This window comes from Sphaerisporangium sp. NPDC049003 (assembly GCF_043197795.1).
Taxonomy (GTDB): Bacteria; Actinomycetota; Actinomycetes; order Streptosporangiales; family Streptosporangiaceae; genus Sphaerisporangium.
Map to the genome: position 1 here is coordinate 1 of NZ_JBICTU010000054.1, position 26,551 is coordinate 26,551.

Genomic DNA, 26,551 nt, shown 5'->3' on the forward strand with positions numbered 1-26,551 from the left:
ACGTCTACAGCCACCGACGCACCCTCAATCTGTTCAAGATGGAAGTGAGGGAATCAAGCTGACCAAATCACAAACTCGCCGGGGCCCTGCCACTGGGCCGGGCACATCCAGCGGAACGGCAACCACATATCTTAAGTTTTATATTCCCGGTAGTTTGTTCGCGCCGATAATCGCGGGCCGGTTTCTCGCAGTTCCTATCTCTCATGATCGGGTGGCTTGGACATATAAGATCTACCACCCGGCAACGAATCAGGCCAGCTCATAGTTCCCTTGACGAGCCGCATGGGGCGACTTCTCTCAGCGTCCGGCAGAGTCCCAGGACGTCCCATGAAGTCCGTAGACGTCCGGCCACTTTAGAAAAAGGTAAGGGAGCTGTCACCGTCCGGTTAGGGCGACAGCTCCCTATGGCGCTGGAGACGTCCTAGACGTCTTCGTCCTTGCGCCAGACCGGCTCTAGCAGGTCAGGGTTAAAGGGGGCCCGTCCACCGCCGCCCTTGCCAGTAGGGTGAACGATGATCGCGTGAAAGGCCTCTCGGAGGTAGAGCCGCTTCTGGGAGATGTCCAACCGGTCGTCATCCGTCTCGGAGAACCACCGCCGCCGGATGTCCACAAGACCCGCGTTCGCGCGTTCCGCCTTCACCGTGTGCCCAGCCTGATCCTTCTTCAATCGCTTGATGTCTCTGTTGATCCGAGAAAGCTCCTCAAAGAACAGGTCGTTTTCTACCGCTCGCGCATGCCAGCGTTTCCGAAGTTCCCTCTCCTGTTCTTCGTATTCGGCTAGCTCTTGTTCACCTTCCCACGGTTCGACTTTCGGGGCGCGCAAACTCCGCTCTTCGAGTTTGGCCACCGTCATCTGAGAGACGTACAGGTCGACCAAATCCGCACGACGAGCTATGCCACCGCACCCGCCGTGACTCTTCGCAGGGCATTGGTAGCCCACGGAGCCATTTTTTCGAGGGTTCGCCCGAAGCCCCGCCCAGCAGTAAGTACCGTCCTCACGAAGCTTTCCGCAACGAAGAATTCCGGTGCACAGGTATTTGTGCTCCCGGTAGTCCTGCGGCAGTTCCCCGACAATGCCGCTACGGTTTACTTTCTTTCCCGCCCGCCTAGCGAAGATCTCCTGTACCGCGATCCACTGATCGGACGTGATCAACGCCTCCCACTTGCCGACCACGGGCCGACCGTCTTCGTCCCGGACGATCCCCCCGTCAAGGATGCGCCAGCCGCACAGGCGAGGGTTCTTGAAGAGCACCACCAGCGCATCGACCGTCCAAGGGTTGCCCCGTGTGGTGACGAAGCCTCGCTGCTGCCAACCGAGACAGATCGAGTTGAGCCCCTTGCCCGCGATGAACTCTATGATCGCCTTCTCTACGGCCTTGCCGTGAACCGCGTGCGCCTTCTCCGGTGCGGCAGGGTCCCAGCCGAAGGCGGGCCGCACGCTGGGAAGCTCGCCGCGTTCCGCAACGCCTCGATGCCAGTCCTTGACGCGCCGTCTCGTCTTCTTGACCTCCATGCGCGAGATGACCGCGCCCATCAGCCCTGAGGACTCGACCTCTTCGCTGTAGAGGTTCTTCACCGACCTCTTGTCCGAATAGACGCGATCGGGGGATGACTGGAAGACGTCGAGGAAGCGCTCATAGTCGCCCGGACGGCGGTACAGGCGGTCATCCGCCGTGACGACGACCCCATGCACTGGAGTCCCGTTGGGAAGCCTGCCAGCCTTGAGCACCCGCAAGAGTGCTTCGAAGTCGTCCCGGACGACGCCGTCCTTCATCGCGGACTTGTCGTTGTCGGAGAACTGGTGCACCAGGTTCCAGCCGCGCCGCTTGGCTGTCTGGGTGTTCACTCGGTCTTGCTCGGTGACCGTGTGCTCGTCCTTCCTGGTGTCCGCGCTAGCCCGTGAGTACGAGACGACGTTGATCATGGGGGAGGTTCGCCTTTCCGCTTACGATAGCGTCAAGGCAAGTTCTACCCCCAGAAGTCGTCGAAATCGGCGCTGGAGGCGGAGGCGGTCTTCGTGGTGGTCGCCGCGCCGGCCGAGGAGGCGGCAGCGGGAATTCCAACGGCGAGGACGGCGGAGGCGGCGGCGAGGCCGAGCATGGTGCGGATCGAGCGGCGCATGGTGGTTCTCCTGAAATGAGGGCTCCCCGGATTCCTGGCTGCCCGGGGCTTATGTCCAAGTGATAGAACCCATCGCCTGCAGGGCGCTTACAACGGCCTTACCTCCGCCTGCAAGGCGCTTGAGCCGGCCCGCCGGATCCGGTCACGAGCACCAGATCCGGCATCGGCGGCAGGTGTCTCACGTGACCGCCCCCGCTCCGGGGCCACGCTCAACTGGCCTCAGCATGGAGTCGTGCGTTCAACGCCAGATCAACGGGGAATCAACGCCCGGATTAACGCCAAGCCGATCGCATAGGGCAGAAAGCATCTGGGGATCTATCATTTGCCTATAAAACTGTGTTTAAGGGTGGGGTATTAGAAAAATGGCTGGTCAAGACACTGAGGCTGGCCTGCGTTTCGCCGTACTGGGACCGGTTCAGGCGTGGCTGGACGGCAGGGAGGTCGAGCTCGGCACGCCCCTGCAACGATCCATCCTGGCCATGCTGCTGCTCCGCGAGGGTCGCGCGGTGACCCCGATGGAGATGATCGACGCCGTCTGGGGGGAGGACGCCCCGCCCCGGGCGCTGGGCGCGCTGCGCACGTACGTCTCGCGGTTGCGGGCGGTGCTTGAGCCCGACCGCTCGCCGCGGATGCGTCCCGAGCTGCTCACCTCGGTCGGGCGGGGGTACGCTCTCCGGCTCGCGCCGGGCGCGCTGGACCTCGGGGTGTTCGAGCGCCGGGTGGCCGACGCCGAGACCCAGCGCAGGGCGGGAGACCTGGCGGGCGCGGCCGAGACCGTACGCGAGGCGCTGGCCCTGTGGTCGGGTGAGCCGCTCGCCGGCGCCGTCGGGCCGTACGTCGAGAGCCAGCGGGGCAGACTCGTCGAACGCCGCATCGGCGTCGTCGAGACCCTGATGGAGCTCGACCTGGAGCTCGGACGGCACGCCGACGTCATCCCCGAGCTGATCTCGCTGACGGCCGAGCACCCGCTCAGGGAACGCCTGCGCGGGCAGCTCATGCTCGCCTACTACCGGTGCGGACGGCAGGGGGACGCGCTCACCGTGTTCACCGACACCCGGCACGCGCTCGTGGAGGAGCTGGGCATCGACCCCGGCCGCGAGCTCGCGTCCCTCCACCAGCGCATCCTCGCCGCCGACCCCCAGCTCGCGTGGACGCGGGCCGAGCCCGTGCGGCGGGCGGCCGGGGACGGCGGAGAGCCAGGAGCGCACCGCGAGGGACACGGTCCACGGGGCTCCGGCAGGCCCGGCGACGGGTCCGGCGGCACGGAGGAGGCCGAGCACGAGGGCCTCCACGAGATGCCCCGTCCGGCGCAGCTTCCCGCCGCCGTCAACGACTTCACCGGTCGCAGGGAGGTCGTCAACCGGCTGCGCACTCTGCTGACCAGCGTCAGCGGCGGCGAGGGCGTGCCGGTCGCGGCCGTGTCGGGCATCGGCGGGGTCGGCAAGACGACCCTCGCCGTACACGTGGCGCACTCCGTGCACGAGGTGTTCCCCGACGGCCAGCTCTACGCCGACCTCCGCGGGTACGGCGAGGAGCCGACGGCTCCGGATTCCGTGCTGGCGGCGTTCCTGCGTGCCCTCGGCATCCCCGTCGACGTCATCCCCGACGGCCTGTCCGAGCGCGGCGCGCTGTTCCGGTCGCTGCTCGCCGACCGGCGCATGATCGTCCTGCTCGACAACGCCCGCGACGCCGAGCAGGTGGAGCACCTGCTGCCGGGCACGGCGGGCTGCGCGGCCATCATCACGAGCCGGGTCAAGCTGGCGGACCTGCCCTCCGCCCGGCTGGTCGACCTTGAGGTCATGGAGCCCGAGGAGGCGCTGAGCCTGTTCTCGGCCGTCGCCGGTCCCGAGCGTGTGGCCGTCGAGCGCGCCGCCGCCATGGATGTGGTGGCCATCTGCGGATTCCTGCCGCTGGCCGTCCGCATCGTGGCCGCCAGGCTCGCGGCGAGGCCGTCGTGGACGGTGGCGTCCCTGTCGCCCCGGCTCGCCGACGAGCGCCGCCGCCTGGACGAGATGCGCATCGGCCACCTCGCCGTGGACGCCACCTTCGCCCTCGGGTACGGCCAACTCGAACCGGGACAGGCCCGTGCGTTCCGGTTGCTCTCGCTGCCGAACGGGCCCGACATCTCCGTGCAGGCGGCCGCGGCCGTACTGTCGCTGAGCGCGACCGAGACCGAGGACATGCTGGAGTCCCTGGTCGACGTCAGCCTGCTGGAGGCTCCCGCTCCCGGCCGCTACCGCTTCCACGACCTGCTCCGGCTCTTCGCGCGCAAGCAGGCGGAGGTGAGCGAGGATCCGAGCGCGGGCGCGCTCGCGTTGCGGCGGCTGCTCGGGTTCTACCTGGCGTCGGCCCAGGCGGCGCACCGGCTCGCGTACGAAGGCAGCGTGATCTTCGACCATCTGGTGTCCACGGGCGTCGCCGGACGGAGCTTCGCGGGCGCCGACGAGGCCGTGGCCTGGCTCACCGTCGAGGCCGAGGCCCTGTTCGCCGCGATCGGCCAGATGGCCGAGGTCCTCCCGGCTCCCGAGACCCTGCTGCCCGCCGCGGACCTGCTCGTCGCCATGGAGCCGCTGCTGGAGTCTGGAGCGTACGTCCGCGAGTTCGCCGGTCGTACGGGTGCGGTGCTGTCGACCGCGCGGGCCATCGGCGACAGGGCCAGCGAGCTGCGCTGCAGGTACGTCCTCGGGCGGGTCCTGTTCGGGTCCAACCGGCTCAGCGACGCCGAGGAGCAGTTCCGCGCCGCCCTGGACCTGGCCGGCACCACCGGCGACCGCATCGTCACCGGCGAGATCTTCAACGCGCTCGCGGTGGTCGCCGGTCGGCAGCGGAGGCATGAGGAGGCTCTGACCTGGTTCGACTCCGCGCTCAAGGCGTACAGGGAGATCGGCGCCGCCGCCGGGGAGGCGCTCGTGGCCAGCTACTCCGCCCGTGACCATCTCGGGCTCGGCCATCCCGAGGAGGCTATCGCCGCCGCCGAGCGGGGCCTGGCGATCTTCTCCGAACTGGGCAGCGGGGCAGGAACGGCACGCGCGCGCTACCACCTCGGCATCGTCCTGTCCCGGGTGGGACGGCTCACCGAGGCGGTCGTCCACCACGCCGAGTGCCTGGACTTCTTCCGCGCGGGCAACCAGAAGGTGTGGGAGCAGCGGGTGTGCTGCAGGCTCGCCGAGACCTTCATCGCCGCCGGGCGCTACCAGGACGCGGCGCGGCACGCCGAGCAGGCGCTCACGCTGAGCAGGGAGATCGGTCATCCGTACGGAGAGGCGTTGTCGCTGACCGTGTTAGGCCGGGCTCTCGCCGGACTGGGCAGTGTCCGGCGGAGCGGCGACTGCCTCAAGCGCGCCCTGGACATCTTCACCCGACTCGGATCGCCCGAGGCCGACGACCTGCGCGCCCTCCTGAAACTCGACCAGGTCAGCGATTAGCTCCCGCACGCCGTAGGAAGGATCGTCGTCTAATCGCGTCATCCATACGTGGTTGATCACTTAAGTTCACCGTGTCCCGTTGGGGGATTATGAATTGCTCTTTTTTATGAGCCTGTTCTATAAATGCCAATAAGTGCTGACGGATGGCTACAGTGCTTATACGCGCTTATAGGTGCTTATAGATGCCCGGCCGGTCGTCTGGCCGCCGCTCGGCGCCAGGGGGCCCGGTGTTCGCCGGAGGCGCCTTGCGGCGGCCGGCCGCCTTACGATGACGACCGGCCGGACGTTTGACACGGATCTCGAACCCCCCAAGCTCCGTGCCCACGTCCACAGACTTCCGCCCGTGGTTCAACATCTGATCAACGCCGGATCAACACCAAAAATCACGACAAAATACCAGGTAGAACCGTGATTCAATGACCTGGAGCGCCGGGAACTCAAGTTGTTCGCAACCCACGAGTAAGCGGGTACAGATACGACTGGGGCGTACGCCACCCGCACCAGAAATGTTCCAAGGAGCGGATCTCGATGTTGATCCCGTGCTTCGCATGTGAGTCCAGATTCCAGCCGGGCGAATATTTTCCCGCCTGTCACGACTACAACCGTGGCATGGATCTGGTCGCATGGACCTGCCCGAGATGCGGCAACCGAGATGACCTGAGAGTCCTGCCCGGCGCGATCGGCTTCGGGTACCCCCGCCGGGGGCGCTTCGACGTCCAGGACCGCTTCCAGATCCCCGGTCTGCGCCGACAACGGCAGGACCTGCGCCTCGACATCACCCTCGACCAGGAGGTCTGGCGCGTCCCCACCCGCCTCCGCCAGCTGGCCTGATCATGTCGAACACCGAAACGGCCGGCCGGCCGGACCCCGGGGGGGCGAGAGCGGACGGGGCATCCAGGGAGGTCAGGGCACGAGGTCGGCGATGCGGTTGATCTGGTCCATGTCGGAGGACCAGCAGTAGAGCATCACCTCGTCGGCGCCGGCGTCGGCGAAGGCCGTGACGGACCGGCGGACCGCTTCCGGTGTGGTGAGCATCCCTCCGACGATCTTGTCGGTGTAGTCGGCGAAGTCGTAGTACGCGCCGATGGCCCGGCGGGCCTCCCGCACAACGGGTTCGGGGCCGAGGGCCACGTTGGCCTGGGCGACCAGGCGCGGACGGCCGGCACGCCCGGCGACCTGCCACGACCTCTCGACGGTGCGGAAGAAGCGGCCCATCTCGTCCGGGGAGAACATCGCCCCCAGGAACCCGTCACCCCAGCGGGCGATGCGATCGGCCGTGGCCGGGACGAAGCCGCCGAACAGCACTTCGGGGCCACCTTGCCGAGCCGGTGCGGGTCCGATCGGCCCGATGCCGTCGCCGTACGGCCCGCCCGACCAGACGCGCCGCAGGATGGCCATCTGCTCGTCGAGGCGGCGGCCACGACGCCGGTACTCCACGTCAGCCACCCTGAAGTCGTCCTCCCGCACCCCGACCCCGACCCCGAGTGTGAACCGGCCACCGGACACGCGATCGAGTGTCGCGGTCTCCTTGGCGAGCAGGGCGGTCTGGCGCAGCGGCGCGACCAGCACTTCGGTCATCACCCGGATCCGCGACGTGGCCCCGGCGATGGCCGCCAGGGTCACCAGCGGCTCCGGGTTGTCGTACACGACGCGATCGAGCAGGCCCAGCGCGGTGAAGGGACCGGCCTCGGCGCCACGAGCCCACGTCAGCAACGTGTCGATGTCACTGATCGGCAGGCCGAGACCTACGTTCATGAGCCGTTCTACCGTCCTCGGTGGGCATCCTCGGAGACCATGATCGGCGGGATACGACTCACCCTAAGCGGGCCCATGTGACCCACCGGGCAGACTCGCCGAAGGCGGAAGCCGTACAGTGATCGTCTTCGAGCCGCCGCCACGGTCCGACAGCCGGCCGAAGGTGAGGGTGAGGTTCGCGCCGGTCGTGGCGCTCGTCAGGAGCGGGTGCCCGTGGAGGATCTCGGCCACCGGCCGGTCCCAGGTCACGGTCAGCTCACTCAGGCCGCGCCGGGGATCGGACACGGTCAGCGTGGCCGTACCGTCGCCGCGCTCCCTGACGAGGACCGCGCACGGGGCGGAGGCGGTCAGACCGCCGGCGGCTCCGTCGTTCCAGAAGTTGACGGCGGTGATCCCGAGTGACGGGACGTGGACGCCCTGCCGGCGGGCGGTGTTGACGAGCACACGCGCCCACCCGAGGTCGGCGGCGCGGGCCCGGGTCTCCGCCAGGCTCGCACCCGGTAGGAGGAGGTAGACATAGCCGGCAGAACGGGGGTCGACCCCGTGATCGAGCCAGAGGGTCACGTAGCTCCGGGTCATCTGGTCTGAGCCGCCCGTGCGTTCCTCGCTCAACGTGTTCAGGCGGGGGCACGACGGCAGGACATAGCCACCGTGCCCCGCAATATGCGCCCAACCCTCCTCGTAGTCCACGGTGAGGAGCGCGTCGGTCCTGCGGTAGCCCGTCCTGAGCAGCGCATCGGCCCCGCGATCGTCCACGGTGAGGACTGCGTCGGTTCTGCGGTTGTCCACGATGGTTTCGACTGGTACGCCATCTCCGCTGGTGATCCCCGCGCCCAGGCACAGCACCGCGTCGTCGAGGAAGAACCAGGACTTGAAGGCCTCCATCGTGCTCTCGAAGCCGTACAGGTGCTGGCCGACGGTCGCGTACGTGCCGTCGGTCGCGCCGCCCACCCAGCGGGCCGGTGGGCAGGTGTCGCCCCACGCCTCGCCGGCGCCGTCGGCCAGCCGCCGGGTGGAGACGGTCGTGCCGGGCAGGCGGTAGGGGTCGACGGTGGGCCAGAAGGAGTCGGAATACTGGTCGCCGTGGCCCTCGGCCCACCAGTAGAGCATCCCCGAGCCGGTGTGCCAGCCCCGCAGGTTCTCGCCGTTGCCGTGCTCGTAGTGCCCGATGCGGTAGGACGCCATGCTGAGCCCCGCGCACCAGCCCGGCCGGCGGTGGACGGCGCGGGCGCTCATCGCGAGCAGCCGGTGCCCCACGGGTTCCTCGGTCGCGGGGATCGCGTCGTCGCCCAGGATGGCGGCGAGCCGAGCGTGGAAGGCCAGGTCGCCGCTCTCAGCGGCCTTGAGCATGGGCTCGCGGGTGTCGCGCAGCGCCCACCCCTTGACCATGCCCTGCCAGCGGGCACCCTCGGCGGCGGAGGCCGAGCTCCCCAGCAGCAGGATCGCGGAGGCGATCTCACGTCCCCTCCTGTGATCACCGTACGGCTCCCTGCCGACCCCGCGCCCGCGGACCAGGTCCATGCAGAAGCCGTCGTGGACGAACGGGGCGAACGACCTCTCCACCGCGTCGAAGATGTTCTGGTCGGTGATCTCCCACGGCGAGCCGCGCAGCACCGCGAACAGGGTCGCGAGCCCGGTCAGCAGCGACGCCCCGTACGCGCCCTGATAAGGGGTGAACGTGTGCTGGATGAACGAGCCGTCCCGGTAGAACCCGTCGCCCTCCGAGACGTACGGGAAGACCGGGGAGAGCGCCGAGACGGCCAGCGCGGCCTTCCGCGCGTCAGAGGTGAGCATGGCGCGCAGCAGCGTCACCACGCAGAGATCCACGCGGTTGGCGCCGGTGCTGGTACCGCTGTAGTCGTCCAGGAGGCATTCGGGGACGAAGTGGTCCACCGCGTCCCGCAGCGCCCCGGTCTGCGGGCCGGTCAGGTGCGTACCGATCAGCACGGCGGCGTCGAGCAGCGTCTTGGGGACGCCGATCCGCCAGTGCCACCAGTTGCCGACCTGGTCGGCGTCCGCGGCGTACACCTGCCGCCTGTAGTGGTCGATGCCGGTGGCGACGGCCTCGGCGAGCTTCGCGTCGCCGGTCAGGCCGGTCCCCGGAAGGGCGTACACGCGGGCCATGGTCAGCAGCCGCCTCGGGGTGGCGACGAACGAAGGGAACGGCTGATCGGGCCAGAGCGAGCCGTCGGCCGGCGCCATGGTGTCCCGGTATCGGGCCGCCGCCGTCCCCAGCATCGCCAGCCGGGTCCGGTACGGCTCGGCCGCGGCGTCGAACCCCGACCCGGCCGTCACCTCCCGCCATCGGCGGCGCAGCGGGTCGAACACACCGTCCCCTGTACGGACGGGAGGCAACGCCGGACTCAGCACTCCAGCGGATGTGGTCAGCGCTCCGGTTCCTGAGGTCGACGCTTCAGAGGCCGGGATCAGCGCTCCGGCCGCGGCGACGCCGCTGAGCTGGAGGAACAGTCGCCGGGGATACCGATCCACGCATGCATTATCGCGAAGATCAGCCGATCGCCCTGGTGCGATCGCCCGAGTTGACCAGAGCCGACCGCCAAAGCATCGAGCGTGCGGACCCCGGACAGCCCTGGGCGCGAATCGAGGCGGCTCAGGCGAGGCGGAGGCTGTGCCAGGCCGCCTCGCGGAGTGCCTGGATCTCCTCGTCGGTCGGCTGGTGGGCACCGGAGAACCAGAGGCGGCACATCTCGGTGGCGGGGCCGAGCCACAGGACGTAGCACATGGTGGGATGCACGGGCCGCAGCACGCCGTCCTTCATGTGGGGGCGCCACCAGTCGGACACCTGGCGGAAGAACGCCCGCCGCGACTCGGCGACCTCGGGCCCGCCGGGCTCGTCACGGCGGGGCGGACGCTCGCTGATCAGGATGCGCGCCCGCTCGGGGTGCTCGCCGCACCAGGCCATGTGCATGCCCACGATGGCCTCGATGCCACCCTGGGCGCTCTCGTGCCGGCACAGCTCGTCGACGAAGGCCTGCTGGTACATGCTCTGGATCTCGGAGTAGAGCACCCCGAACACGTGCTCTTTGCTGGCGAAGTGGTGATAGAAGCTGCCGACGCTGACCCCGCTCTCCTCGCGGAGGCTGGCGAGCGTGGTGGAGGAGACCCCGTCCTGGCTGAAACGGCGCAGCGCGCCCTCGATGATCCTGGTGCGGCCGTCTCGCCCGTTCCTCGCGCTCTTCACACTGTCAATGGTGACTCAACAGAACCTTATTCTGCAAACGTCAGCGCTAATTCATCCTAACGACATTCTCGGGCATGGTCCCCACGCAGTGTTAAGGATCACGCACATTCCCGAATCCCATTCCGAAGTTGGCCGCTCTCAGCGGCGGTCCGGGTTGCCCGAGAACGCGCCGATCGGGGCGAGGACCTCGACCGTGCCGGATTCGATGCGCATCTCGGCGTCCGGCCACCAGCGCTTGATGATCGAGAGAACCTTGCGATTCTCGCCCATGACGTCCATCCCGACGGCGACCGCCCCTCGCGCGACGGCGCGCCGCAGCAGCGTCCGTACGAGACGCGACCCGAGGCCCACGCCCTGCCACTCGTCGGCTACCACCACGGCGATCTCGGCGGCGTCCGCCCGCGTGAAGCTCATGGCGTGGCCGACGACCCGGTCGTCGCCGTCCACGGCCAGCAGGACGTCACGGCGGTCGTCCGTCGCGATCAGCGCACTCACCAGGCGCCTGCTGGGACGCGTCAGCCCCGCGAAGAAGCGCATCGTCTGGCTCCCGAGGGAGAGCCCCTCCACGAACGACCTGACCCTCTGCTCGTCGTCCATCCGCGCGGGCCGCACCTCCACCCCCGAGACCGCCAAATCGGTGGGGACCTGGGAGATCGCCACCTGGGTTCGTGTCATGGACTCAGCCTTCCCCAGCCCACCTGAGTCTGTCAACTAGACTTAGCTGCGTTGGAGGGACGAAAAATGAGCGCCTACGATGCCTTCATGAGCGAGCCGAACCCCTACCGGGTGGAGAACTGCTCGATCGAGCGCACGCTCGCGATCCTCGGCGAGAAGTGGACGTTCCTCGTGCTGAGGGAGGCCTTCAACGGGGTGCGCCGGTTCGCCGACATGCAGGCGGGCATCGGGGCGCCCCGGCAGGTGCTCAGCGCACGGCTGGCGAGGCTGGTGGAGGAGGGCCTGCTGCGCAAGGTCCCCTACCGCGAGCCCGGCCGCCGCCGGCGCGACGAGTACCGCCTCACGCAGAAGGGCCTCGACCTCTATCCGATCATGGTCAGCCTCATGCACTGGGGCGACCGCTACATGGCCGACCCGGGCGGCCCGCCCGTGGTCCTCACCCACCGCGACTGCGGCTCGCCCATCGACGTGCGCCTGATATGCGACGAGGGCCACGAGGTGCCCTCACCCCGTCAGGTCACCCCGAGGCTCGGCCCGGGCGCCCGCCTCGCCGGCTAGGCCCAGGCCTCAGCGCTTGCGGACGTACCGCAGTGACTCCGGACCGGATCAGGGCTTCCGACGGCGGACCTCAGTGCTTCTGCACGGCCTGGAGGACCCGCTTGAACGCGAGCAGCGAGACCAGGGCCGCCAGCACCATGAGCACGGCCACCGCCGCCGTCCTGACGATCAGATACGTCTCGATCGACTCGCTGAACAGAAGCCACAGGCTGAGCGACCCGTTGGCGAACTGGACGGTTCCCCACAGCAGCGACAGGTGTACGAAGAACCTGCGCATGCGCGGATGGTGGACCAGATGGTCGGGCAGTGGGACCAGATCGGTCGTGACCCGCTCGATCAGCGGGCGCGGCGCGGCGGCCGTGCCGAGGAACGCCAGGCTCGCACAGAACACCCCGAGGGTCGGCTGCAGGAAGTAGATCACCACGTCCCCGGTGACCAGGGCGAGCGCGGCCCGCACCGTGATCGCCAGCATGGCCAGCAGGACCGTGCCGGGCACCGTCTGGCGCCTGACCAGCCGCAGCGCGACCCCTCCGTACACCCAGGCCACCGCCATCACCAGGCCGCCGTGGATCCCGGCGACCAGCAGCCCGGCGTAGAACACGGCCACCGGAAGGATCATGCCCTCCAGCACCCGTGGCACCGCGTGCCGGATCAGGACGGGAATCCTGGGCAACACCGGATGCTGCACGGGCGACGGCAGCGCGAAGGAGGGCGCGGTCATGTGGAGAGGGCTCCCGAGGGCCAGAGCGAGGTGCCGAAGACGAATCCCAGACGACCGTACGGCATGCCCCAGCCGTCCGCGAGCGGTTCCACGAGATCATGATCAGCCGGTCGCGACACCCTCACCACGCCCGAGGACGCGGGGCTCCGGACGGTCCCCGGCGGCGATGCGGGGAGCAGGGTTTCTCGTCACCCGAGGTCGAAGGGCCACAGGCGAGTCACGGACCACTCACCTGCCTGCCTAGGCTGAGAGCGTGTACCGGTTCCTCCTGACGCCCCGCTGGCTGGCACTCCACGTGCTGGTCCTGGTGCTCATCCCCTCGTTCGTCTTCCTGGGCAGATGGCAGTTCGGGCGCTATGAGGAACGGTCCTCCGCGAGCGACCTGGCGACCGGCAACCTCGCGTCGGCGCCGGTGCCGCTGACCAGCCTCGACACGCCGGGCGCGACCGTGCCGTCCTCGGCGAGGTTCCGCCCCGTCACCACGGCCGGCCGCTACGACCCCTCCCACGAGTTGCTCGTACGGCGCCGCACCCAGAACGGCCAGACCGGCTTCTACGTGCTCACTCCGCTGGTCACCGCCGATGGCACCGCCGTCGTGGTCAACAGGGGCTGGGTCAAGATGGGCCCGACCGCGGACACGCCGCCCGAGGTCCCCCCGCCGCCCGCCGGTGACGTAAGTGTCACCGGGCGGCTACGCCAGGCGGAGACCGAGGACAGCACCGGCATCACCGACCGCAGCGGCCTCCCGCCCCGCCAGGTGCTACTGATCAACACCCCTGACCTCGGCAGGACCATGCCGTACAAACTGTTCGGCGGATACGTCGAGCTGACCGAGCAGCGGCCGAGCCCCGCCACCGCGCCCGAGCCGGTCCCCGACCCCGACGTCGGCGGTGGCGGCGGCCTCAACCTGGCGTACGGCGTGCAGTGGTGGATGTTCATCGGCATCGCCATCGGGGGGTGGATCATGTTGATCCGCCGCGAGGCGCGCGACCTCCAGGCCGGGCGCGAATCCTCGGCGGACACCGGCGCGGTCCCCGCCCCCGGCCACTGACCCCGGCCACTTTCCCGGCCGCTGCCCCTGCCGCTGCCTGCGGGCCACCGCCCACGGCCTCGTACGGCCTGGAACGCCCGTAACGTTTCCCTTGCACAGCTTTGTCGGCGAAATCGGAGGCGTCGGTGACCGGTCCGCGGTACGTGACCGAGGTGCCGACCGTGCGCTCGTGGGGAGTGGGCTGGTCGCGAACGCTCGACCTGGAACGCGACGAATCGGGCTCATGGTCTCGCGCGGCGACGGCGACCGGGATCCTCGACGGGCCCGGCCCCGGCGTCGTCCGCTACGAGAGCGAGGGCTTCGAGGCGGAGCCGTTCTCCGGACCCGAAGGGCTCGTCGCCCGATACGCTGGACTCGCTGAGCAGGTTACCGTCCCATGACCCACTCTTTGTCGGAAACTTCACACTATTTGGTAAGCCCCTTAAGGACGTTGGGTGCCGCACCTCGGATGAACGGATACCAACCGGAGACCTCCCAGCTTGTCTGGTGTTATTCCTGCGGCATACGGTTTTCCCTGTGAACACATCGCTGCCCCCTGACCCCGAGCCAAGGCGGCGAGATTATGTGATCATCAGCGTCGACGATCACCTGATTGAGCCGCCGGATCTGTTCGACGACCGGCTCCCCGAGAAGTACGTCGACCTGGCGCCCAAAGTCGTCGAGACCGACGCCGGCCATCAGGTGTGGCGGTACGGCGGCGGCACGTACGCGTGCGCCGGCCTCGACGCCGGCGCCGGCCTCCCGCGCGACCAGTGGACTCTCGACCCCGTGCGGTTCGAGCAGATGAGGCCCGGCTGCCACGACATCGAGGCCCGCATCCAGGACATGGACATCGCGGGGGTGTGGGCGGCGCTCAGCTTCCCCGGCATGCTGGCGGTGCAGTCGGGCATGGCCTTCGCCAAGACCCGCGACCAGGATCTCGGCCTGGCCCTCACCCAGGCGTGGAACGACTGGCACTGCGACGTCTGGGCAGGCACCTATCCCGAGCGCATCATCGCGCTCCAGCTTCCCTGGCTGCCCGATCCTGAGATCGCGGCCAAGGAGATCCGGGCCAACGCCGCGCGCGGCTTCAAGGCCGTGGTCTTCCCCGAGTTCCCGACCCGGCTGCGGCTGCCGTCCATCCACACCGGCCACTGGGATCCCTTCTTCGCCGCGTGCGAGGAGACGGGCACGGTCGTGTGCCTGCACACCGGCGCCTCGTCGTGGTCGCCGGTGCCCTCGCCGGACACCCCCATCGAGGCCATCACCACGATGATCCCGGCGAGCGCGATGTTCGCCTGCGCCGACTGGCTGTGGTCGGGCGTGCCGCTGCGCTTCCCGAAGCTGCGCATCCTCATCGTCGAGGGCGGCGTCGGGTGGCTGCCCATGCTGGCCGCCCGCGCCGACTACGCCCTCGACCACCCGGTGGCGGGCGAGGCCACCTGGGAGGGCGGTCTCAAGCCGAGCGAGGTCCTCCGCCGCAACTTCTACTTCGGCACCCTGGACGACTACGCCCTGTCGGGTGTGCGCCTGGCCGTGGGGCTGGAGCACGTGCTGCTCGAAAGCGGTTATCCCCGCTCGGAGTCCACATGGCCCGACGTGCAGCAGGCGCTGGCACGCCACCTCGGCAGCCTGCCGCCCGCCGACATCGCCAGGGTGGCGTACGGCAACGCGGCGCGCCTCTTCGGGCATCCGCTCCCGTCGCGTGCCTGGCTCCTCAGAGAAGAGCTCTGAGAGCCGCGGCACAGGCATGTCCAGCCATGGGAACGTTCCCTGCGCGCACCGGAGCCCCAGAGGGCCCCGTGTGCGCCACCGGGTCTCCCATAGCTAGATGACTTCGCCGCGCACCTTCTTGTGCTCCCAGTCGAGATAGCGGCCGCTCTCGCCGAGGAGAGAGGTCATCAGCCACAGGAACACGCCGAAGTCGTCGGTCACGCCGATCAGCGGCAGGAAGTCGGGGATCACGTCGATGGGCGACACGATGTAGACGATGCCGAGCCCCATGAGGGCCAGCTTGCTCTTGCCCAGGTCGCCGTACTCCCCGCGCAGGGAGCCGCCGATCATCCTCGGCAGCGCCTTGATCCGGGCCATCAGGCCCGGCGAGCCCGGCCGGCTCACTTCCCGGTAGGCGCGGTAGGCCGCGGTCGCACGTCCAGCCTTGCTCATGATGGCCACCTCCGTCTGTGCCCCCGATCACGCGCGCACGGTCGGATCATTTGACCCCGCCACTACCCTTCCGTGCTTCCCGATAACGTGCGGCGCGGCGCATGGAGTTCCCCGCCTGGCAGGAGCCTCAAAAGCGCCTTCCTGACCTCCCGGGCACGACCTCAGGACGCTGGAGCGAGGTCGCGGACGGCCTGCGGGATCGGGACCTCGCCACCCGCGATCGGCGCCAGGATCGGGGTCGTCAGGCCGTTGTCGACGTACTGCTGGATCCGCGCCCGGCAGGTCGCCGCGTCGCCGTGCACGACCAGCGCGTCCACCACCTCGTCCGGGATGGCCTTGAGCGCCGCCTGGCGGTCGCCCGCGGCCCACGCCTCGTGCATCGGGCGGAGCACCTCACCCCGGCCGAGCCAGTCGTGGAAGGCCGCGTACACCGGCACCGTGAGGTAGGCCGCCAGCATCCGCCTGCCCAGCGCCCGGACCCTCTCGGCGTCCTCGCTGACGCAGACGAACAGGCGGGCGATCAGCTCGGTCTCCTGGCCCACCTCGGCCCGCACCGTGCGCACGTCCTCGGGCGAGAGCCAGTTGGTGATGGCGCCGTCGGCCTCCTCGGCCGCGAGGTGGAGCATGCGGGGGCGCAGGGCGGCCAGCACGATCTTCGGCGCCACCTTGGGCGCGCGCTCCAGCCGGAAGCCCTTGACCTCGAAGGTCTCGTACTTCTCTGTGACCTTCTCCCCGGCGAGCGCCTTCCTGAGGAACCGCAGGGTGTCACGCGTCCTGCCGTACGGCCTGACGAACTCGCCGGCGTTCCACCGCTCCACGATGACCGGCGACGACGCCCCGATGCCGAGGACGAACCGCTCGGGCGCGAGGTCGGCGAGCGTCGCGGCCGACATCGCGAGCAGGGCCGGACCCCGGGTCGACACCGGGATGATCGCGGTGCCCAGGCGGAGCTCGGGTGCCCAGTCCGCGGCCATGGCCAGCGGGACGAACCCGTCCGTGCCACCGACCTCCGCCGACCAGGCGTCGGTGTACCCGAGGCCGGGGAGTTCGGCGACCAGGTCCTTGGACTCGGCCATGGTGCGATCGAAGAACGGGATCGTGATGCCCCAACGCTTCACTGTCCACCTCCTGCCCCGACCATACCAACCGGCCGGTATGGCGCATACGGGATCCGGCCGACCGACGGCCAAACGACCGTCAGGTCCTGAGCTCCCGCATCGCGGTGATGAAGTCCTTGGTCACACCGCGCAGGCCGGGCAGGTGCGACAGGCCCACCAGCCGGTCGATGAGCGGCACCATCACCTCGATCAGCCGGTACGTGCGCTCGCAGCCGGGCGAGGTGTCGTGTACCCAGAACAGCACCATCCCGAGAGACGACAGCCACAGCAGCTCGGGGAGCTCCTCGCGCAGCTCGGCGTCGATGCGGTCGGCGGAGCCCTCCACGACCTGGCGGTAGATGCCGATCGCCGCCTCCCTGGCGGGCGTGGACTCCCCGCTGAACGGGCTGAGCGGGTTGCTGGGCTCGGACGCGTGCTTGAAGAACTTGACGGCGAACCCGTGGTACGGCTCCGAGACCTGGACCCAGGCGCGGAGTACGCCGCTCAGCCGTACGGCGAACTTCCGCTCGGAGGCGAGCAGCTCACGGCAGGCGACTTCATGCTCTGTTTGCGCCCGATCGTAGTAAGCCTGAACTAACTGCTCTTTCGACGAAAAATAGTAATAAGCGTTCCCTACAGAGACGCCCGCCTGGGACGCGATGGCCCGCATGGTCGTCGCCTCGTACCCCTGCTCCCGGAACAGGCGCAGGGCCGTTTCGACGATGACCTCTCGGGTCTTTTCTCCCCCACGCGCCCTCGGCGTCGATTCGACCACGTGGCCACTGTACGACCCGTAGCCCTTCAAGGTCACAGACGCACAGCATGCCCGCCATTTTCCCGCAAAAACACGCAGAGTAGTGGAGTCAGCACTTTCCGAAGGTGGGATAGATCCTCTTGGCGGAGGGGCGCCCTGCGACAGAGGATCAATATGGGTTTGCATCCATGCACTCGGGGGCCCGCGCGGCTTGGTGCCTGCGCGTTGCTCGCCGTGCAGATCACGGTGACGGCACTGGGCTCCGCGGAACCGGCCTGGGCGGCGACTCCTGACCGCCTGGGCACGACCGCGCACGGGGCCATGCCTCACGAGGCCGACAAGCGAGCCATCTCACCCGCGGGAGCCCGCTCCCAGCGGTCCCCCACCGTGACCTACGCGCCCGCGGCCAAGCCCCGCACGCTCGACACCCAAAAGACCTCCATGGCAGCCAATCCCCACACACTCGACACCCGAATGACCTCTGCGGCAACCAAACCCCGCACACTCGACACCCAAAAAGCCTCTGTGGCGGCCAAGCCCCGCACGCTCGACACCCAAAAGACCTCTGTGGCGGCCAAGCCCCGCACGCTCGACGCCCGGAGGCTACGGCGGGCCACGGCCCGGCAGGCGCGGGTCGGACGGGCCGCCGGGATGGTCAGCCCGACGCTGTGGAAGCAGCACCGCCTGTACCGGGCGGTACGGCTCCAGCACCCGCAGGCCGCGCGGCGGCTCCACCACGCGGGTCTCGGATGGAGGTCATCGGGCCACTGCGCCAACCGGCACCGGCATTCCTGCACGTCGCTGGCCTCCGTACGACTCGGCACGCTGTGGGGCCTGGTCAACCTCAAGCGCCGCAGCGGATGCGGCGTCGTCGTCACAGGGGGCACCGAGGTCGGGCACGCCACTGGCCCGCACAGCCACGGGAAGGGCTACAAGATCGACATCGAGCACAACAAGTGCGTCGACCGCTTCATCAGGAACAAGCGCATGGGCCGTGTCCGCGGCGACGGCGCCCGCCTTTACTACGAACGCCGCCCCCAGGGCTACACGGTCTACGCCAACGAACCCAGCCACTGGGACATCATGTTCCTGTGACCAGGCCCGCTCCGGTCACCCACACTCATTCCTGACGGCGCACGCGTCCCGGTCCCCTGACCGCGCAAGCGTCCCGGTCCCCTGACCGCGCAAGCGTCCCGGTCACCTGACCGCGCACGCGTCCCCGGCCGGAGGCGCGTACGGCCCTGTGGCGGCGCGCATGCCCGGTGGGAGTCCCGCCGAGACTCCCACAGTTCCACACCCCTCAGCCGGGCGCCGTAGCCTCTGGTACCACGCCCGGCCTGACTCCCGCTTCCCATCACTCCTCAGCGGGCGCCGTACCGATCCGGTACCGCACCCGACCTTGGGTGCTATGCCGTGAACTCCGCCGCGAGCAGTTCGGCGATCTCCGCGGTGTTGAGCGCCGCGCCCTTACGAAGGTTGTCTCCGCAGACGAACATGTCGAGGGTGTTCGGGAAGTCGAGCGCCTGGCGGATGCGGCCGACATAGGTGGGATCGGTACCTACCACGTCGGCCGGCGTCGGGAACACGCCGTTCGCCGGGTCGTCCAGGACCACCACCGTGGGAGCCGCCTCCAGCACCGCCCGCGCGGCCTCCACCGTCACCGGCTTGGCGAAGGTGGCGTGCACCGCCAGCGAGTGGGTGGTGATGACCGGAACCCGCACGCAGGTCGCCGACACCTTCAGCTCGGGGATGCCGAGGATCTTGCGCGACTCGTTGCGCACCTTCAGCTCCTCGGAGAACCAGCCGTCCTCCTTGAGCGAGCCGGCCGCCGGCACCACGTTGAAGGCCAGCGGCGCGGGGAACGGCGAGTCGACGAGGTCGGGAACGGCCTTGCGCACGTCACCGGCCACGGTGCCGATGCTGCGGTTGCCCGCCACGGCCGCGATCTCGTCGTAGAGTCGCTCGGGCCCGGACACGCCCATCCCCGAGACCGCCTGGTAGGAGGCCACGACCAGCTCCGTCAGGCCGTACTCGCGGTGCAGGGCGCCGAGGGCGGCCATCATCGACAGCGTCGTGCAGTTGGGGTTGGCGATGATGCCCTTGGGCCGCCGGCGCACCTGCTCTGGGTTGCACTCGGGCACGACGAGGGGCACCTCGGGGTCCATGCGGAAGGCGCCGGAGTTGTCGACCGCGACCGCCCCACGGGACGCGGCGATCGGCGCCCACTCGGCCGACACCTCGTCGGGCACGTCGAACATGGCCACGTCGACCCCGTCGAAGGCCTCGGGCGAGAGCGCGACGACCTCGACCTCCTGCCCGCGGACCAGGAGCCGCTTGCCCGCGGAGCGCGCCGAGGCGATGAGGCGGATCTCTCCCCACACGTCGGGGCGGTTGGACAGGATGTCCAGCATCACGGTTCCGACGGCACCGGTCGCACCGACGACGGCCAGGGTGGGCTTGGCGTTCACTCCGTGGTCACTCTCCTCGCTGGCGCGCTGTGGCTGGTCGCTCATCGTCCGGTGCCCCCGTAGACCACGGCCTCGACCTGGTCGACGTCGAGATCGAACGCCCGGTGTGCCGCGGTGACGGCCGCGTCGACCTCGTCCTGCCCGACGATGACCGAGATGCGGATCTCGGAGGTCGAGATCATCTCGATGTTGACGCCCGCGTCGGCCAGGGCGCCGAAGAACTTGGCGGTGACGCCGGGGTGCGAGCGCATGCCCGCCCCCACCAGCGAAACCTTGCCGATCTGGTCGTCGAAGAGGATCTTCTCGAAGCCGATCTGCTCCTGGATGCGCTTCAGGGCCGTGACGGCTACCGTGCCGTCGGCTGCGGGCAGCGTGAAGGAGATGTCCGTGCGCCCGGTGGCGGCGGCCGAGATGTTCTGCACGATCATGTCGATGTTGATCTCGACGTCGGCGAGTGTCCTGAAGATGGCCGCGGCCTCTCCGACCTTGTCGGGCACCCCGACCACAGTGATCTTTGCCTCGCTCCGGTCGTGTGCGACACCGGAGATGATCGGCTGCTCCATCTCGTTTCCTTCAGTGTTGGGATCGGACACGACCCATGTGCCTTCCTTGCTGCTGAACGAGCTTCTTACGTGGATCGGCAGATCGAACCGCCGGGCGTACTCCACGCAGCGCAGGTGCAGGATCTTGGCGCCGCACGCGGCCATCTCCATTGCCTCCTCGTAGGAGATCTTCGGGATCTGGCGAGCGGCGGAGACGATGCGCGGATCGGCGGTGAAGATGCCGTCGACATCGGTGTAGATCTCGCAGACGTCGGCCTCCAGGGCCGCCGCGAGCGCGACCGCCGTGGTGTCGGAGCCACCCCGGCCGAGCGTCGTGATGTCCTTCTTGTCCTGTGAGACGCCCTGGAAGCCGGCCACGATCGCGATCTGGCCGACCCTGACCGCCTCCTGGATGCGGCCCGGGGTCACGTCGATGATGCGCGCCTTGCCGTGGGTCGAGTCGGTGATCACACCGGCCTGAGAGCCGGTGAACGACCGGGCCTCGTGACCCAGGTTGGCGATCGCCATCGCGAGCAACGCCATCGAGATGCGCTCGCCGGCGGTCAGCAGCATGTCGAGCTCGCGCCCGGGGGGCAGCGGCGTCACCTGCTGGGCCAGATCGAGCAGCTCGTCGGTGGTGTCGCCCATCGCCGAAACGATCACCACGACGTCGTTGCCGGCTTTTTTCGTCGCGACGATTCGCTGCGCGACACGCTTGATGCCGGATGCGTCGGCGACGGAGGAACCACCGTACTTTTGGACAACGAGCGCCACGGGATGTCTCCCAAAGGTTCAGTCTGCGGAGCTCACAGTCTACTGGGGCCCCCAGAAGGCCCAACTGATTTGGCCAGCATGTGGACAGCCACCGCCACGAACCCTGAAAAACCGGGCCGGCCTGTGGACAACCAGTGGCCGTGATCTGCGAACGGCCGACCCGCGAACCTCTGGACGATCAGGCGGTCGTGGTCTCCTCCACCACGTCGAGCCGGGTGTGCGCGACGAGCGCCTGCAGCGCCCTCATCGCGGCGCCCGCGTGGTTGCCCCAGGTGTTGAAGTAGGAGTACTGCCACCACCACAGCGCCTCCAGCGGGCGCCCGGCGCGGTAGTGACCGAGCCCGTGGATGAGGTCGGCCGCCACGGCCGCCAGGTCGTCGGAGAGCCGGTACGGCGTGACGACCGTGTCCTTGTACGGGTCGAAGACCTCGGCGTAGTCGTCCACAGGCCCAAGACGCGTGGCGAGAGCCGTGCGCACCCCGTCGAGATCGGGGTCGGGGCCGGTCGCGGGCTCGAAGTTGCCCTGCAGGATCACGTCCTGCGCGGCTCCGAGCTGCGAGCCCGCCAGGCTGACCTGGGAGACCTCGACCAGCAGCATGGGGAGCGTCGCGTCGCCGCCCTCACCGCTCGCGAGCCTGGTCAGGCCGTCCAGGTAGTTCTGCGCATGTACCGCGACGCGATCCGCGAGAGCGCTCCACTCATCAAACATCCAGCAGCCTCCGTCCTTCGAAAGCGCGGCCCAAGGTGACCTCGTCGGCGTACTCGAGGTCTCCGCCCACTGGCAGACCGCTGGCCAATCGTGTCACTTTCAAACCCATGGGTTTCACCAGCCTGGCGAGATAGGTCGCCGTGGCCTCTCCCTCGAGGTTCGGATCGGTCGCCAGGATCAGCTCGGTGACCAGCCCGTCGGCCAGCCGCGTCATCAGCTCGCGGATGCGCAGGTCATCGGGGCCGACTCCCTCGATCGGGCTGATCGCCCCGCCGAGCACGTGGTAGCGGCCACGGAACTCACGAGTCTTTTCGATGGCGACGACGTCCTTGGATTCCTCCACCACGCAGATGACGGCGGGGTCGCGCCGGGAATCCCGGCAGATCCGGCACTCCTCCTCGGCCGCGACGTTTCCACAGACGCGGCAGAACCGGACCTTCTCCTTGACCTCAAGCAGGGCGTGCGCCAGCCGTTTGACATCGGCCGGGTCGGCGGACAGCAGGTGAAAGGCGATCCGCTGCGCGCTCTTGGGACCGACGCCGGGCAGCAGGCCCAACTCGTCGATCAAGTTCTGGACGACCCCCTCATACATGGCGGCTAAAACCCCGGCAGCTGGAATCCGCCCCCGCCAAGGCCCTGCGCCAGCGGGCCGAGCTTCTCCTGCTGGAGCTCGGCGGCCGCTCGCACGGCGTCTCGCACCGCCGCGATCACCAGGTCGGCGATCGTATCGGCCGTATCCTGCGGGTCGCCGGAGTCGATGGCCTTGGGGCTGATCTTCAGCTCAAGCAGCTCACCACTCCCGTTGACGGTCGCGACGACGAGGCCGCCACCGGCGCTCCCCTCGACCTCCGCGTCGTTGAGCTCCTGCTGGGCCGTCGCGAGCTGCTGCTGCATGAGCTGCGCCTGCTCCAGCAACTGCTGCAAGTTGACATCCCCTGGATTCACGATCTTGCGCTCCTCATGGCTTCGCGTGTGGCACGAGCCTACGGGGTTTGCCACGCATGTTGCACTGGCGCACGTCAGTGTTGGCGTGGGGAGCCCCCGTACGCGGAACGGCCGTGACCCGCCGACCCCCGAAACAGCGAACCGGCCGCGACCTGCGGCCGAACCCGAAAAGGGGCGGATAGGCACGGTCTCCGACAGATCCAAAAAGGGACGGATAGGTACGGTTTGGCAGCCGATCCGGATGGATGGGCATGACCCCGCGGCCGGAGGCTACGGGTGGTCGATCTCGTTGATGATCTGCCCGCCGAGTTCCCGCTGGACGAGCGCCATGCCGCTCAGCGAGTCGCCGTCGGCGACCACGTCGTTGTACGGATCGACCTCGTCGGCCTCACTGACCGGCGGGCCGGAACGGCGGGGCACGGCGTCGGGCCACCCCGCTGCCCCCGTCTGCCGGGGCCCGGACTGGGCGACCGCCTGCGCCGGACGGGCGGCGGTGAAACCGGCCCTGGGCGCCGTGCCCTCGTCGTCGGGAAGCGGCGCATCCGGCCAGGGGTCGTCCGAGGGCGAGGGCGCGGCCTGCGGCTGCTGCGCGGCTGCCTGACGCCGCGCCTGCGACTGCGCGTCCTGGGCGCCGACCGGCCCTCTCGTGGCCGCCGGCGGGGAGGGGGCCACCTGCGGGCCGTCCGGGCGCGATGACGCCGGGCGCGCCGCGGGAGCCTGCCGTACGGCTTGCGCCGGAGCGGACGAGGCCGGGGCCGAGGGGGAACCTCCGCCGCCCGAGTTGCCGACGACGGCCTCCACGCGCCAGGTGCCGCCCATCACCGTGGTGATCGCCGCCGCGACCACGGAGTCCTTGGCGCCGTTGACGAAGTTGCGCATGGCGCCGACCTGGCTGAAGCCGAGCGTGACGATGTTGCCCTCGACGCCGATGAGCTGGGAGTTGGTGTTGACGTTGGCCCAGACGGCCGGGGAGCGCTGCTTGAGCACATCGAGGACCTGCGGCCACGTCTGGTGGAAGACCCCGCCCGCCGGTGACACCTGGGCCGGCGCGGGAGTGCTCTCAGCCCGCCGCTGCGGCGCCTGCGGGGCACCCGGCCGCGACGTTGCGGGCCAGTCGTCCGCCGGAGGACGTGCGGCGGGCATCCGCCCCTCGGCCGTCTGAGGCCGCTGCACGGACTGTGCTGCCTGCTGGACGGACTGTGCCTGCTGAGCGTTCTGCGTCGGCTGAACGTGCTGCGTCGGCTGGGCGTACTGCGGCTCGTCGGCCGCGATCACGGTGCCGGCCGCCGGAGGCCCGGGCACCACGGGGACGGCCGGGGCGAGCGGGGCAGCGGAGCCGGGCACCGGCACGGCCGCGGCCGCCACCCCTCCGCGCTCCAAGCGCTCCAGCCGGGCGAGCAGAGCCGCCTCACCTTGCTCGGCCGCCGGAAGGAGAACCCGAGCGCACATCAGCTCCAGCAGCAGCCGGGGGGAGGTCGCACCGCGCATCTCGGTCAGCCCGGCGTTGAACAGCTCGGCCGCCCGGGTCACCTCGGCCGGCCCCATCGAGGCCGCCTGCTCGGCCAGCCGCTCCAGCTCGTCGGCCGGGCGGTCGAGCAGGCCGTTGGCCGCGGCCTCCGGCACGTTGGCGAGCACCACCAGGTCGCGGAAGCGCTCAAGGAGATCCATGGCGAACCGGCGCGGGTCGTGACCGCCCTCGATCACGCGGTTGACCGCCTGGAACACCTGGGCGCCGTCACGTCTGGCGAACGCCAGGACGATCTCGTCGAGCAGATCGGCGTCGGTGTAGCCGAGGAGCGAGACCGCACGGGCGTAGGTGATGCCGGCGTCGTCGGCGCCCGCCAGCAACTGGTCGAGGATCGAGAGTGAGTCGCGCGCCGAGCCGGCGCCCGCTCGTACGACCAGCGGCAGCGCGGCGGGCTCGTACGGCACCGACTCGGAGCCGAGGATCTCCTCCAGGAGCTGCCGCAGCGTCGCCGGCGGCATCAGCCGGAACGGATAGTGATGGGTGCGGGACTTGATGGTCCCGATGACCTTCTCGGGCTCGGTGGTCGCGAAGACGAACTTCAGGTGGGGCGGGGGCTCCTCGACGAGCTTGAGCAGCGCGTTGAAGCCCTCGCGGGTCACCATGTGCGCCTCGTCGATGATGTAGATCTTGAAGCGCGCGGAGACCGGGGCGAAGAAGGCGCGCTCGCGCAGGTCGCGGGCGTCGTCCACACCTCCGTGGGACGCGGCGTCGATCTCGATGACGTCCAGGTGGCCGGGCCCGGTGGACGAAAGGGCCACACAGGACTCGCACTCGCCGCAGGGGTCGGGCGTCGGGCCCTTCTCGCAGTTCAGCGAGCGGGCGAGGATGCGCGCGCTGGAGGTCTTGCCGCACCCGCGCGGGCCGCTGAAGAGATAGGCATGGTTGATGCGGCCGGTGCTCAGCGCCTGCCGCAGCGGCTCTGTGACGTGATCCTGACCCTTGACTTCGGCGAAGGTCCCAGGCCGGTATTTGCGGTAGAGAGCGAGACTCATGCCGTCTCCTCGCCTAGGGGGTCGGAGTGCGAATGCGCCGGAAGACCAGGGGTGTCACGAGGGTCGAGCGGCTCGCTCATGTGACGGCACCATCCTGGAACTCCAGCTAAGAGACCCCTCGCACACCCGACAGAGCCCGCTTATCCTTGCTGCCTTCCGGCCCTGGGGAGGTTCACAGGATGACGCCGTGCGAGGGGTCCGGTGACAGTCTAGCCGTGCCCGGCAGTGCTCGTGGCAGCCACCGCGCGGACACCGAGACCGATTCGTGGTCGTCTTCGCGGTCTTCTCAGCCCCCGAAGTCCGGTAAGCTTCTCGACGGAGGATTCGCCTAGTTGGCCTAGGGCGCACGCTTGGAAAGCGTGTTGGGGGCAACCCCTCAGGAGTTCGAATCTCCTATCCTCCGCCACCTTCCGAAAGGGTCGGGCCGCGCATGCGGGTCGGCCCTTTTTGGCGTTCCGCGCTGGTTGCTACGGGTTCACGGGAGGGACGGTCGGGGGCATGGGGCGCCACTGGACGATGTACGGCAGGCCCGAGTGGTCCGGGGGGCGGGGTTCGGGGCCGAGGCCGGTCGGGAACGGAGCGGTCAGCGCGCAGGATGGGCTCAGCCCGAGGCCCATGCCCGTGCCGGCCGCCAGCGCGAGCACCAGACCCGCGACGAGAGGGCCCTGGGACGCGACCCTGGCCCGTATCCACCTGCCCGTCGGCATGATCGGCCCGCTCCGCAGGAAGAAGGCGGGAGGCGGCACTTGATAGGGGAGCGGCTCCTCGTGCACCGTACGCAAGGTCGCCTCCATATCACTGTCAGTGGTCGCCTGGTCGTCACAGTAACCAGATGTGGACCTGGGGCCCGGGATCCCGCGCCCTTGGCCAACCGATCACGGCATGCCGTTGGCCCGCAGCGGTGCAAGCCTTGAAGAAGAGCCATACCGCCTTTGACGGGCGCTCTGAGCTGGCACTCTGTATGAGACACGCATGATCGTTTCTCTCTGGGGAACTAGGAGCTGTTTGACGTTCGGATCTTGGTGGGGTCCGGTAGCGGGCTGGTCATGGCTGATAGAACTCGGATGTGGCGCGCTTTGATGTGACCGA

24 protein-coding genes, 1 tRNA gene and 1 other RNA gene are annotated in these 26,551 nt (G+C 69.1%); 8 read left to right on the forward strand and 18 right to left on the reverse strand.

What is annotated here, in order from left to right; translation table 11 throughout:
* Positions 1 to 421 precede the first annotated feature (421 nt).
* Both ACGFIV_RS34935 and ACGFIV_RS34940 read right to left on the reverse strand, forming a co-directional pair.
* Positions 422 to 1,924, reverse strand: a complete 1,503-nt coding sequence (locus ACGFIV_RS34935; RefSeq protein WP_358556293.1) for a recombinase family protein — start codon at positions 1,922 to 1,924, stop codon at positions 422 to 424.
* Positions 1,925 to 1,968: 44 nt separating this feature from the next.
* Positions 1,969 to 2,121, reverse strand: coding sequence for a hypothetical protein (locus ACGFIV_RS34940; protein WP_358556290.1), 153 nt, complete (start codon positions 2,119 to 2,121; stop codon positions 1,969 to 1,971).
* A gap of 362 nt (positions 2,122 to 2,483) precedes the next feature.
* Here ACGFIV_RS34940 and ACGFIV_RS34945 point away from each other — a divergent pair, with 362 nt between their 5' ends.
* Together ACGFIV_RS34945 and ACGFIV_RS34950 are read left to right on the forward strand one after the other, a co-directional pair.
* Positions 2,484 to 5,546 carry a BTAD domain-containing putative transcriptional regulator gene (locus ACGFIV_RS34945; protein WP_358556287.1) on the forward strand — a complete coding sequence of 1,021 codons (3,063 nt, stop codon included), beginning with the start codon at positions 2,484 to 2,486 and terminating at the stop codon, positions 5,544 to 5,546.
* A gap of 609 nt (positions 5,547 to 6,155) precedes the next feature.
* Positions 6,156 to 6,377: a hypothetical protein gene (locus tag ACGFIV_RS34950; protein WP_358556284.1), complete on the forward strand. Its 222-nt coding sequence runs from the start codon at positions 6,156 to 6,158 to the stop codon at positions 6,375 to 6,377.
* A gap of 72 nt (positions 6,378 to 6,449) precedes the next feature.
* Here ACGFIV_RS34950 and ACGFIV_RS34955 read toward each other — a convergent pair whose 3' ends face one another.
* From ACGFIV_RS34955 to ACGFIV_RS34970, 4 genes are all read right to left on the reverse strand, one after another.
* A complete protein-coding gene (locus tag ACGFIV_RS34955; protein ID WP_358556281.1) occupies positions 6,450 to 7,301 on the reverse strand; it encodes an LLM class flavin-dependent oxidoreductase in 852 nt (283 codons plus the stop codon).
* A gap of 63 nt (positions 7,302 to 7,364) precedes the next feature.
* The gene (locus ACGFIV_RS34960) at positions 7,365 to 9,791 is read right to left on the reverse strand and encodes a polysaccharide lyase 8 family protein (RefSeq protein ID WP_392839338.1); all 2,427 of its coding nucleotides are present in this window, start codon (positions 9,789 to 9,791) and stop codon (positions 7,365 to 7,367) included.
* A gap of 121 nt (positions 9,792 to 9,912) precedes the next feature.
* The gene (locus ACGFIV_RS34965; RefSeq protein WP_358556275.1) at positions 9,913 to 10,503 is read right to left on the reverse strand and encodes a TetR/AcrR family transcriptional regulator; all 591 of its coding nucleotides are present in this window, start codon (positions 10,501 to 10,503) and stop codon (positions 9,913 to 9,915) included.
* Positions 10,504 to 10,641: 138 nt separating this feature from the next.
* Positions 10,642 to 11,178: a GNAT family N-acetyltransferase gene (locus ACGFIV_RS34970; protein WP_392839340.1), complete on the reverse strand. Its 537-nt coding sequence runs from the start codon at positions 11,176 to 11,178 to the stop codon at positions 10,642 to 10,644.
* A gap of 87 nt (positions 11,179 to 11,265) precedes the next feature.
* Between ACGFIV_RS34970 and ACGFIV_RS34975 the strand changes: the two genes are divergently transcribed.
* Positions 11,266 to 11,736 carry a helix-turn-helix domain-containing protein gene (locus tag ACGFIV_RS34975; RefSeq protein WP_358556269.1) on the forward strand — a complete coding sequence of 157 codons (471 nt, stop codon included), beginning with the start codon at positions 11,266 to 11,268 and terminating at the stop codon, positions 11,734 to 11,736.
* Between the two features lie 70 nt (positions 11,737 to 11,806).
* Here the strand turns inward: ACGFIV_RS34975 and ACGFIV_RS34980 are convergent, their stop codons facing one another.
* Positions 11,807 to 12,457: a VC0807 family protein gene (locus ACGFIV_RS34980; protein ID WP_358556266.1), complete on the reverse strand. Its 651-nt coding sequence runs from the start codon at positions 12,455 to 12,457 to the stop codon at positions 11,807 to 11,809.
* 253 nt (positions 12,458 to 12,710) lie between these two features.
* On the opposite strand from ACGFIV_RS34980, the gene ACGFIV_RS34985 reads away from it, so the two are divergent.
* The 3 genes from ACGFIV_RS34985 to ACGFIV_RS34995 all read left to right on the forward strand — a co-directional run bounded on the left by ACGFIV_RS34985 (position 12,711) and on the right by ACGFIV_RS34995 (position 15,221).
* Positions 12,711 to 13,508: an SURF1 family protein gene (locus ACGFIV_RS34985; RefSeq protein ID WP_358556263.1), complete on the forward strand. Its 798-nt coding sequence runs from the start codon at positions 12,711 to 12,713 to the stop codon at positions 13,506 to 13,508.
* Between the two features lie 125 nt (positions 13,509 to 13,633).
* A complete protein-coding gene (locus ACGFIV_RS34990; protein ID WP_358556260.1) occupies positions 13,634 to 13,888 on the forward strand; it encodes a hypothetical protein in 255 nt (84 codons plus the stop codon).
* A gap of 184 nt (positions 13,889 to 14,072) precedes the next feature.
* Positions 14,073 to 15,221 carry an amidohydrolase family protein gene (locus tag ACGFIV_RS34995; RefSeq protein ID WP_358556257.1) on the forward strand — a complete coding sequence of 383 codons (1,149 nt, stop codon included), beginning with the start codon at positions 14,073 to 14,075 and terminating at the stop codon, positions 15,219 to 15,221.
* Between the two features lie 93 nt (positions 15,222 to 15,314).
* On the opposite strand, the gene ACGFIV_RS35000 is transcribed toward ACGFIV_RS34995, so the two are convergent.
* The 3 genes from ACGFIV_RS35000 to ACGFIV_RS35010 all read right to left on the reverse strand — a co-directional run bounded on the left by ACGFIV_RS35000 (position 15,315) and on the right by ACGFIV_RS35010 (position 17,525).
* A complete protein-coding gene (locus ACGFIV_RS35000; protein WP_358556254.1) occupies positions 15,315 to 15,653 on the reverse strand; it encodes a YkvA family protein in 339 nt (112 codons plus the stop codon).
* Between the two features lie 161 nt (positions 15,654 to 15,814).
* Positions 15,815 to 16,771 (reverse strand): LLM class F420-dependent oxidoreductase, encoded by a 957-nt coding sequence (locus tag ACGFIV_RS35005; protein WP_392839345.1) that lies wholly within the window; start codon positions 16,769 to 16,771, stop codon positions 15,815 to 15,817.
* 79 nt (positions 16,772 to 16,850) lie between these two features.
* Positions 16,851 to 17,525, reverse strand: coding sequence for a TetR family transcriptional regulator (locus ACGFIV_RS35010; protein WP_358556248.1), 675 nt, complete (start codon positions 17,523 to 17,525; stop codon positions 16,851 to 16,853).
* A 204-nt stretch (positions 17,526 to 17,729) separates the two neighbouring features.
* On the opposite strand from ACGFIV_RS35010, the gene ACGFIV_RS35015 reads away from it, so the two are divergent.
* Positions 17,730 to 18,599, forward strand: a complete 870-nt coding sequence (locus ACGFIV_RS35015) for a hypothetical protein (protein ID WP_392839347.1) — start codon at positions 17,730 to 17,732, stop codon at positions 18,597 to 18,599.
* 311 nt (positions 18,600 to 18,910) lie between these two features.
* On the opposite strand, the gene ACGFIV_RS35020 is transcribed toward ACGFIV_RS35015, so the two are convergent.
* The 7 genes from ACGFIV_RS35020 to ffs form a co-directional block, all read right to left on the reverse strand.
* A complete protein-coding gene (locus ACGFIV_RS35020; protein ID WP_358551409.1) occupies positions 18,911 to 20,017 on the reverse strand; it encodes an aspartate-semialdehyde dehydrogenase in 1,107 nt (368 codons plus the stop codon).
* Positions 20,014 to 21,288: an aspartate kinase gene (locus ACGFIV_RS35025; protein WP_358551411.1), complete on the reverse strand. Its 1,275-nt coding sequence runs from the start codon at positions 21,286 to 21,288 to the stop codon at positions 20,014 to 20,016. Before ACGFIV_RS35025 ends, ACGFIV_RS35020 begins: the two co-directional genes overlap by 4 nt.
* A 178-nt stretch (positions 21,289 to 21,466) precedes the next feature.
* Complete coding sequence (locus tag ACGFIV_RS35030; RefSeq protein ID WP_358551413.1) at positions 21,467 to 21,997, reverse strand: DUF5063 domain-containing protein; 531 nt, start codon at positions 21,995 to 21,997, stop codon at positions 21,467 to 21,469.
* Entirely contained in the window at positions 21,990 to 22,589 is a 600-nt protein-coding gene (gene recR, locus ACGFIV_RS35035) for a recombination mediator RecR (RefSeq protein ID WP_392839350.1), read from the reverse strand. Before recR ends, ACGFIV_RS35030 begins: the two co-directional genes overlap by 8 nt.
* A 5-nt stretch (positions 22,590 to 22,594) precedes the next feature.
* Positions 22,595 to 22,942 (reverse strand): YbaB/EbfC family nucleoid-associated protein, encoded by a 348-nt coding sequence (locus ACGFIV_RS35040; protein ID WP_358551417.1) that lies wholly within the window; start codon positions 22,940 to 22,942, stop codon positions 22,595 to 22,597.
* 270 nt (positions 22,943 to 23,212) lie between these two features.
* Positions 23,213 to 25,462, reverse strand: a complete 2,250-nt coding sequence (locus ACGFIV_RS35045; RefSeq protein WP_392839352.1) for a DNA polymerase III subunit gamma and tau — start codon at positions 25,460 to 25,462, stop codon at positions 23,213 to 23,215.
* A 106-nt stretch (positions 25,463 to 25,568) separates the two neighbouring features.
* Positions 25,569 to 25,664: signal recognition particle sRNA small type (gene ffs / locus ACGFIV_RS35050), an RNA gene on the reverse strand.
* Positions 25,665 to 25,779: 115 nt separating this feature from the next.
* On the opposite strand from ffs, the gene ACGFIV_RS35055 reads away from it, so the two are divergent.
* Positions 25,780 to 25,868 (forward strand) — tRNA-Ser (locus tag ACGFIV_RS35055).
* A gap of 61 nt (positions 25,869 to 25,929) precedes the next feature.
* On the opposite strand, the gene ACGFIV_RS35060 is transcribed toward ACGFIV_RS35055, so the two are convergent.
* Positions 25,930 to 26,244: a hypothetical protein gene (locus ACGFIV_RS35060; protein WP_358551421.1), complete on the reverse strand. Its 315-nt coding sequence runs from the start codon at positions 26,242 to 26,244 to the stop codon at positions 25,930 to 25,932.
* Positions 26,245 to 26,551: the final 307 nt, after the last annotated feature.

Excerpts from the sequence above, each read along its gene's own strand:
- ACGFIV_RS35030 (WP_358551413.1), bottom strand. The coding sequence starts at position 21,997 with ATGTTTGATGAGTGGAGCGCTCTCGCGGATCGCGTCGCGGTACATGCG.
- recR (WP_392839350.1), bottom strand. The coding sequence starts at position 22,589 with ATGTATGAGGGGGTCGTCCAGAACTTGATCGACGAGTTGGGCCTGCTG.
- ACGFIV_RS34955 (WP_358556281.1), bottom strand. The coding sequence starts at position 7,301 with ATGAACGTAGGTCTCGGCCTGCCGATCAGTGACATCGACACGTTGCTG.
- ACGFIV_RS34935 (WP_358556293.1), bottom strand. The coding sequence starts at position 1,924 with ATGATCAACGTCGTCTCGTACTCACGGGCTAGCGCGGACACCAGGAAG.
- ACGFIV_RS34945 (WP_358556287.1), top strand. The coding sequence starts at position 2,484 with ATGGCTGGTCAAGACACTGAGGCTGGCCTGCGTTTCGCCGTACTGGGA.
- ACGFIV_RS34950 (WP_358556284.1), top strand. The coding sequence starts at position 6,156 with ATGGATCTGGTCGCATGGACCTGCCCGAGATGCGGCAACCGAGATGAC.
- ACGFIV_RS34975 (WP_358556269.1), top strand. The coding sequence starts at position 11,266 with ATGAGCGAGCCGAACCCCTACCGGGTGGAGAACTGCTCGATCGAGCGC.
- ACGFIV_RS35045 (WP_392839352.1), bottom strand. The coding sequence starts at position 25,462 with ATGAGTCTCGCTCTCTACCGCAAATACCGGCCTGGGACCTTCGCCGAA.
- ACGFIV_RS35000 (WP_358556254.1), bottom strand. The coding sequence starts at position 15,653 with ATGAGCAAGGCTGGACGTGCGACCGCGGCCTACCGCGCCTACCGGGAA.
- ACGFIV_RS34980 (WP_358556266.1), bottom strand. The coding sequence starts at position 12,457 with ATGACCGCGCCCTCCTTCGCGCTGCCGTCGCCCGTGCAGCATCCGGTG.
- ACGFIV_RS34940 (WP_358556290.1), bottom strand. The coding sequence starts at position 2,121 with ATGCGCCGCTCGATCCGCACCATGCTCGGCCTCGCCGCCGCCTCCGCC.
- ACGFIV_RS34970 (WP_392839340.1), bottom strand. The coding sequence starts at position 11,178 with ATGACACGAACCCAGGTGGCGATCTCCCAGGTCCCCACCGATTTGGCG.
- ACGFIV_RS35020 (WP_358551409.1), bottom strand. The coding sequence starts at position 20,017 with ATGAGCGACCAGCCACAGCGCGCCAGCGAGGAGAGTGACCACGGAGTG.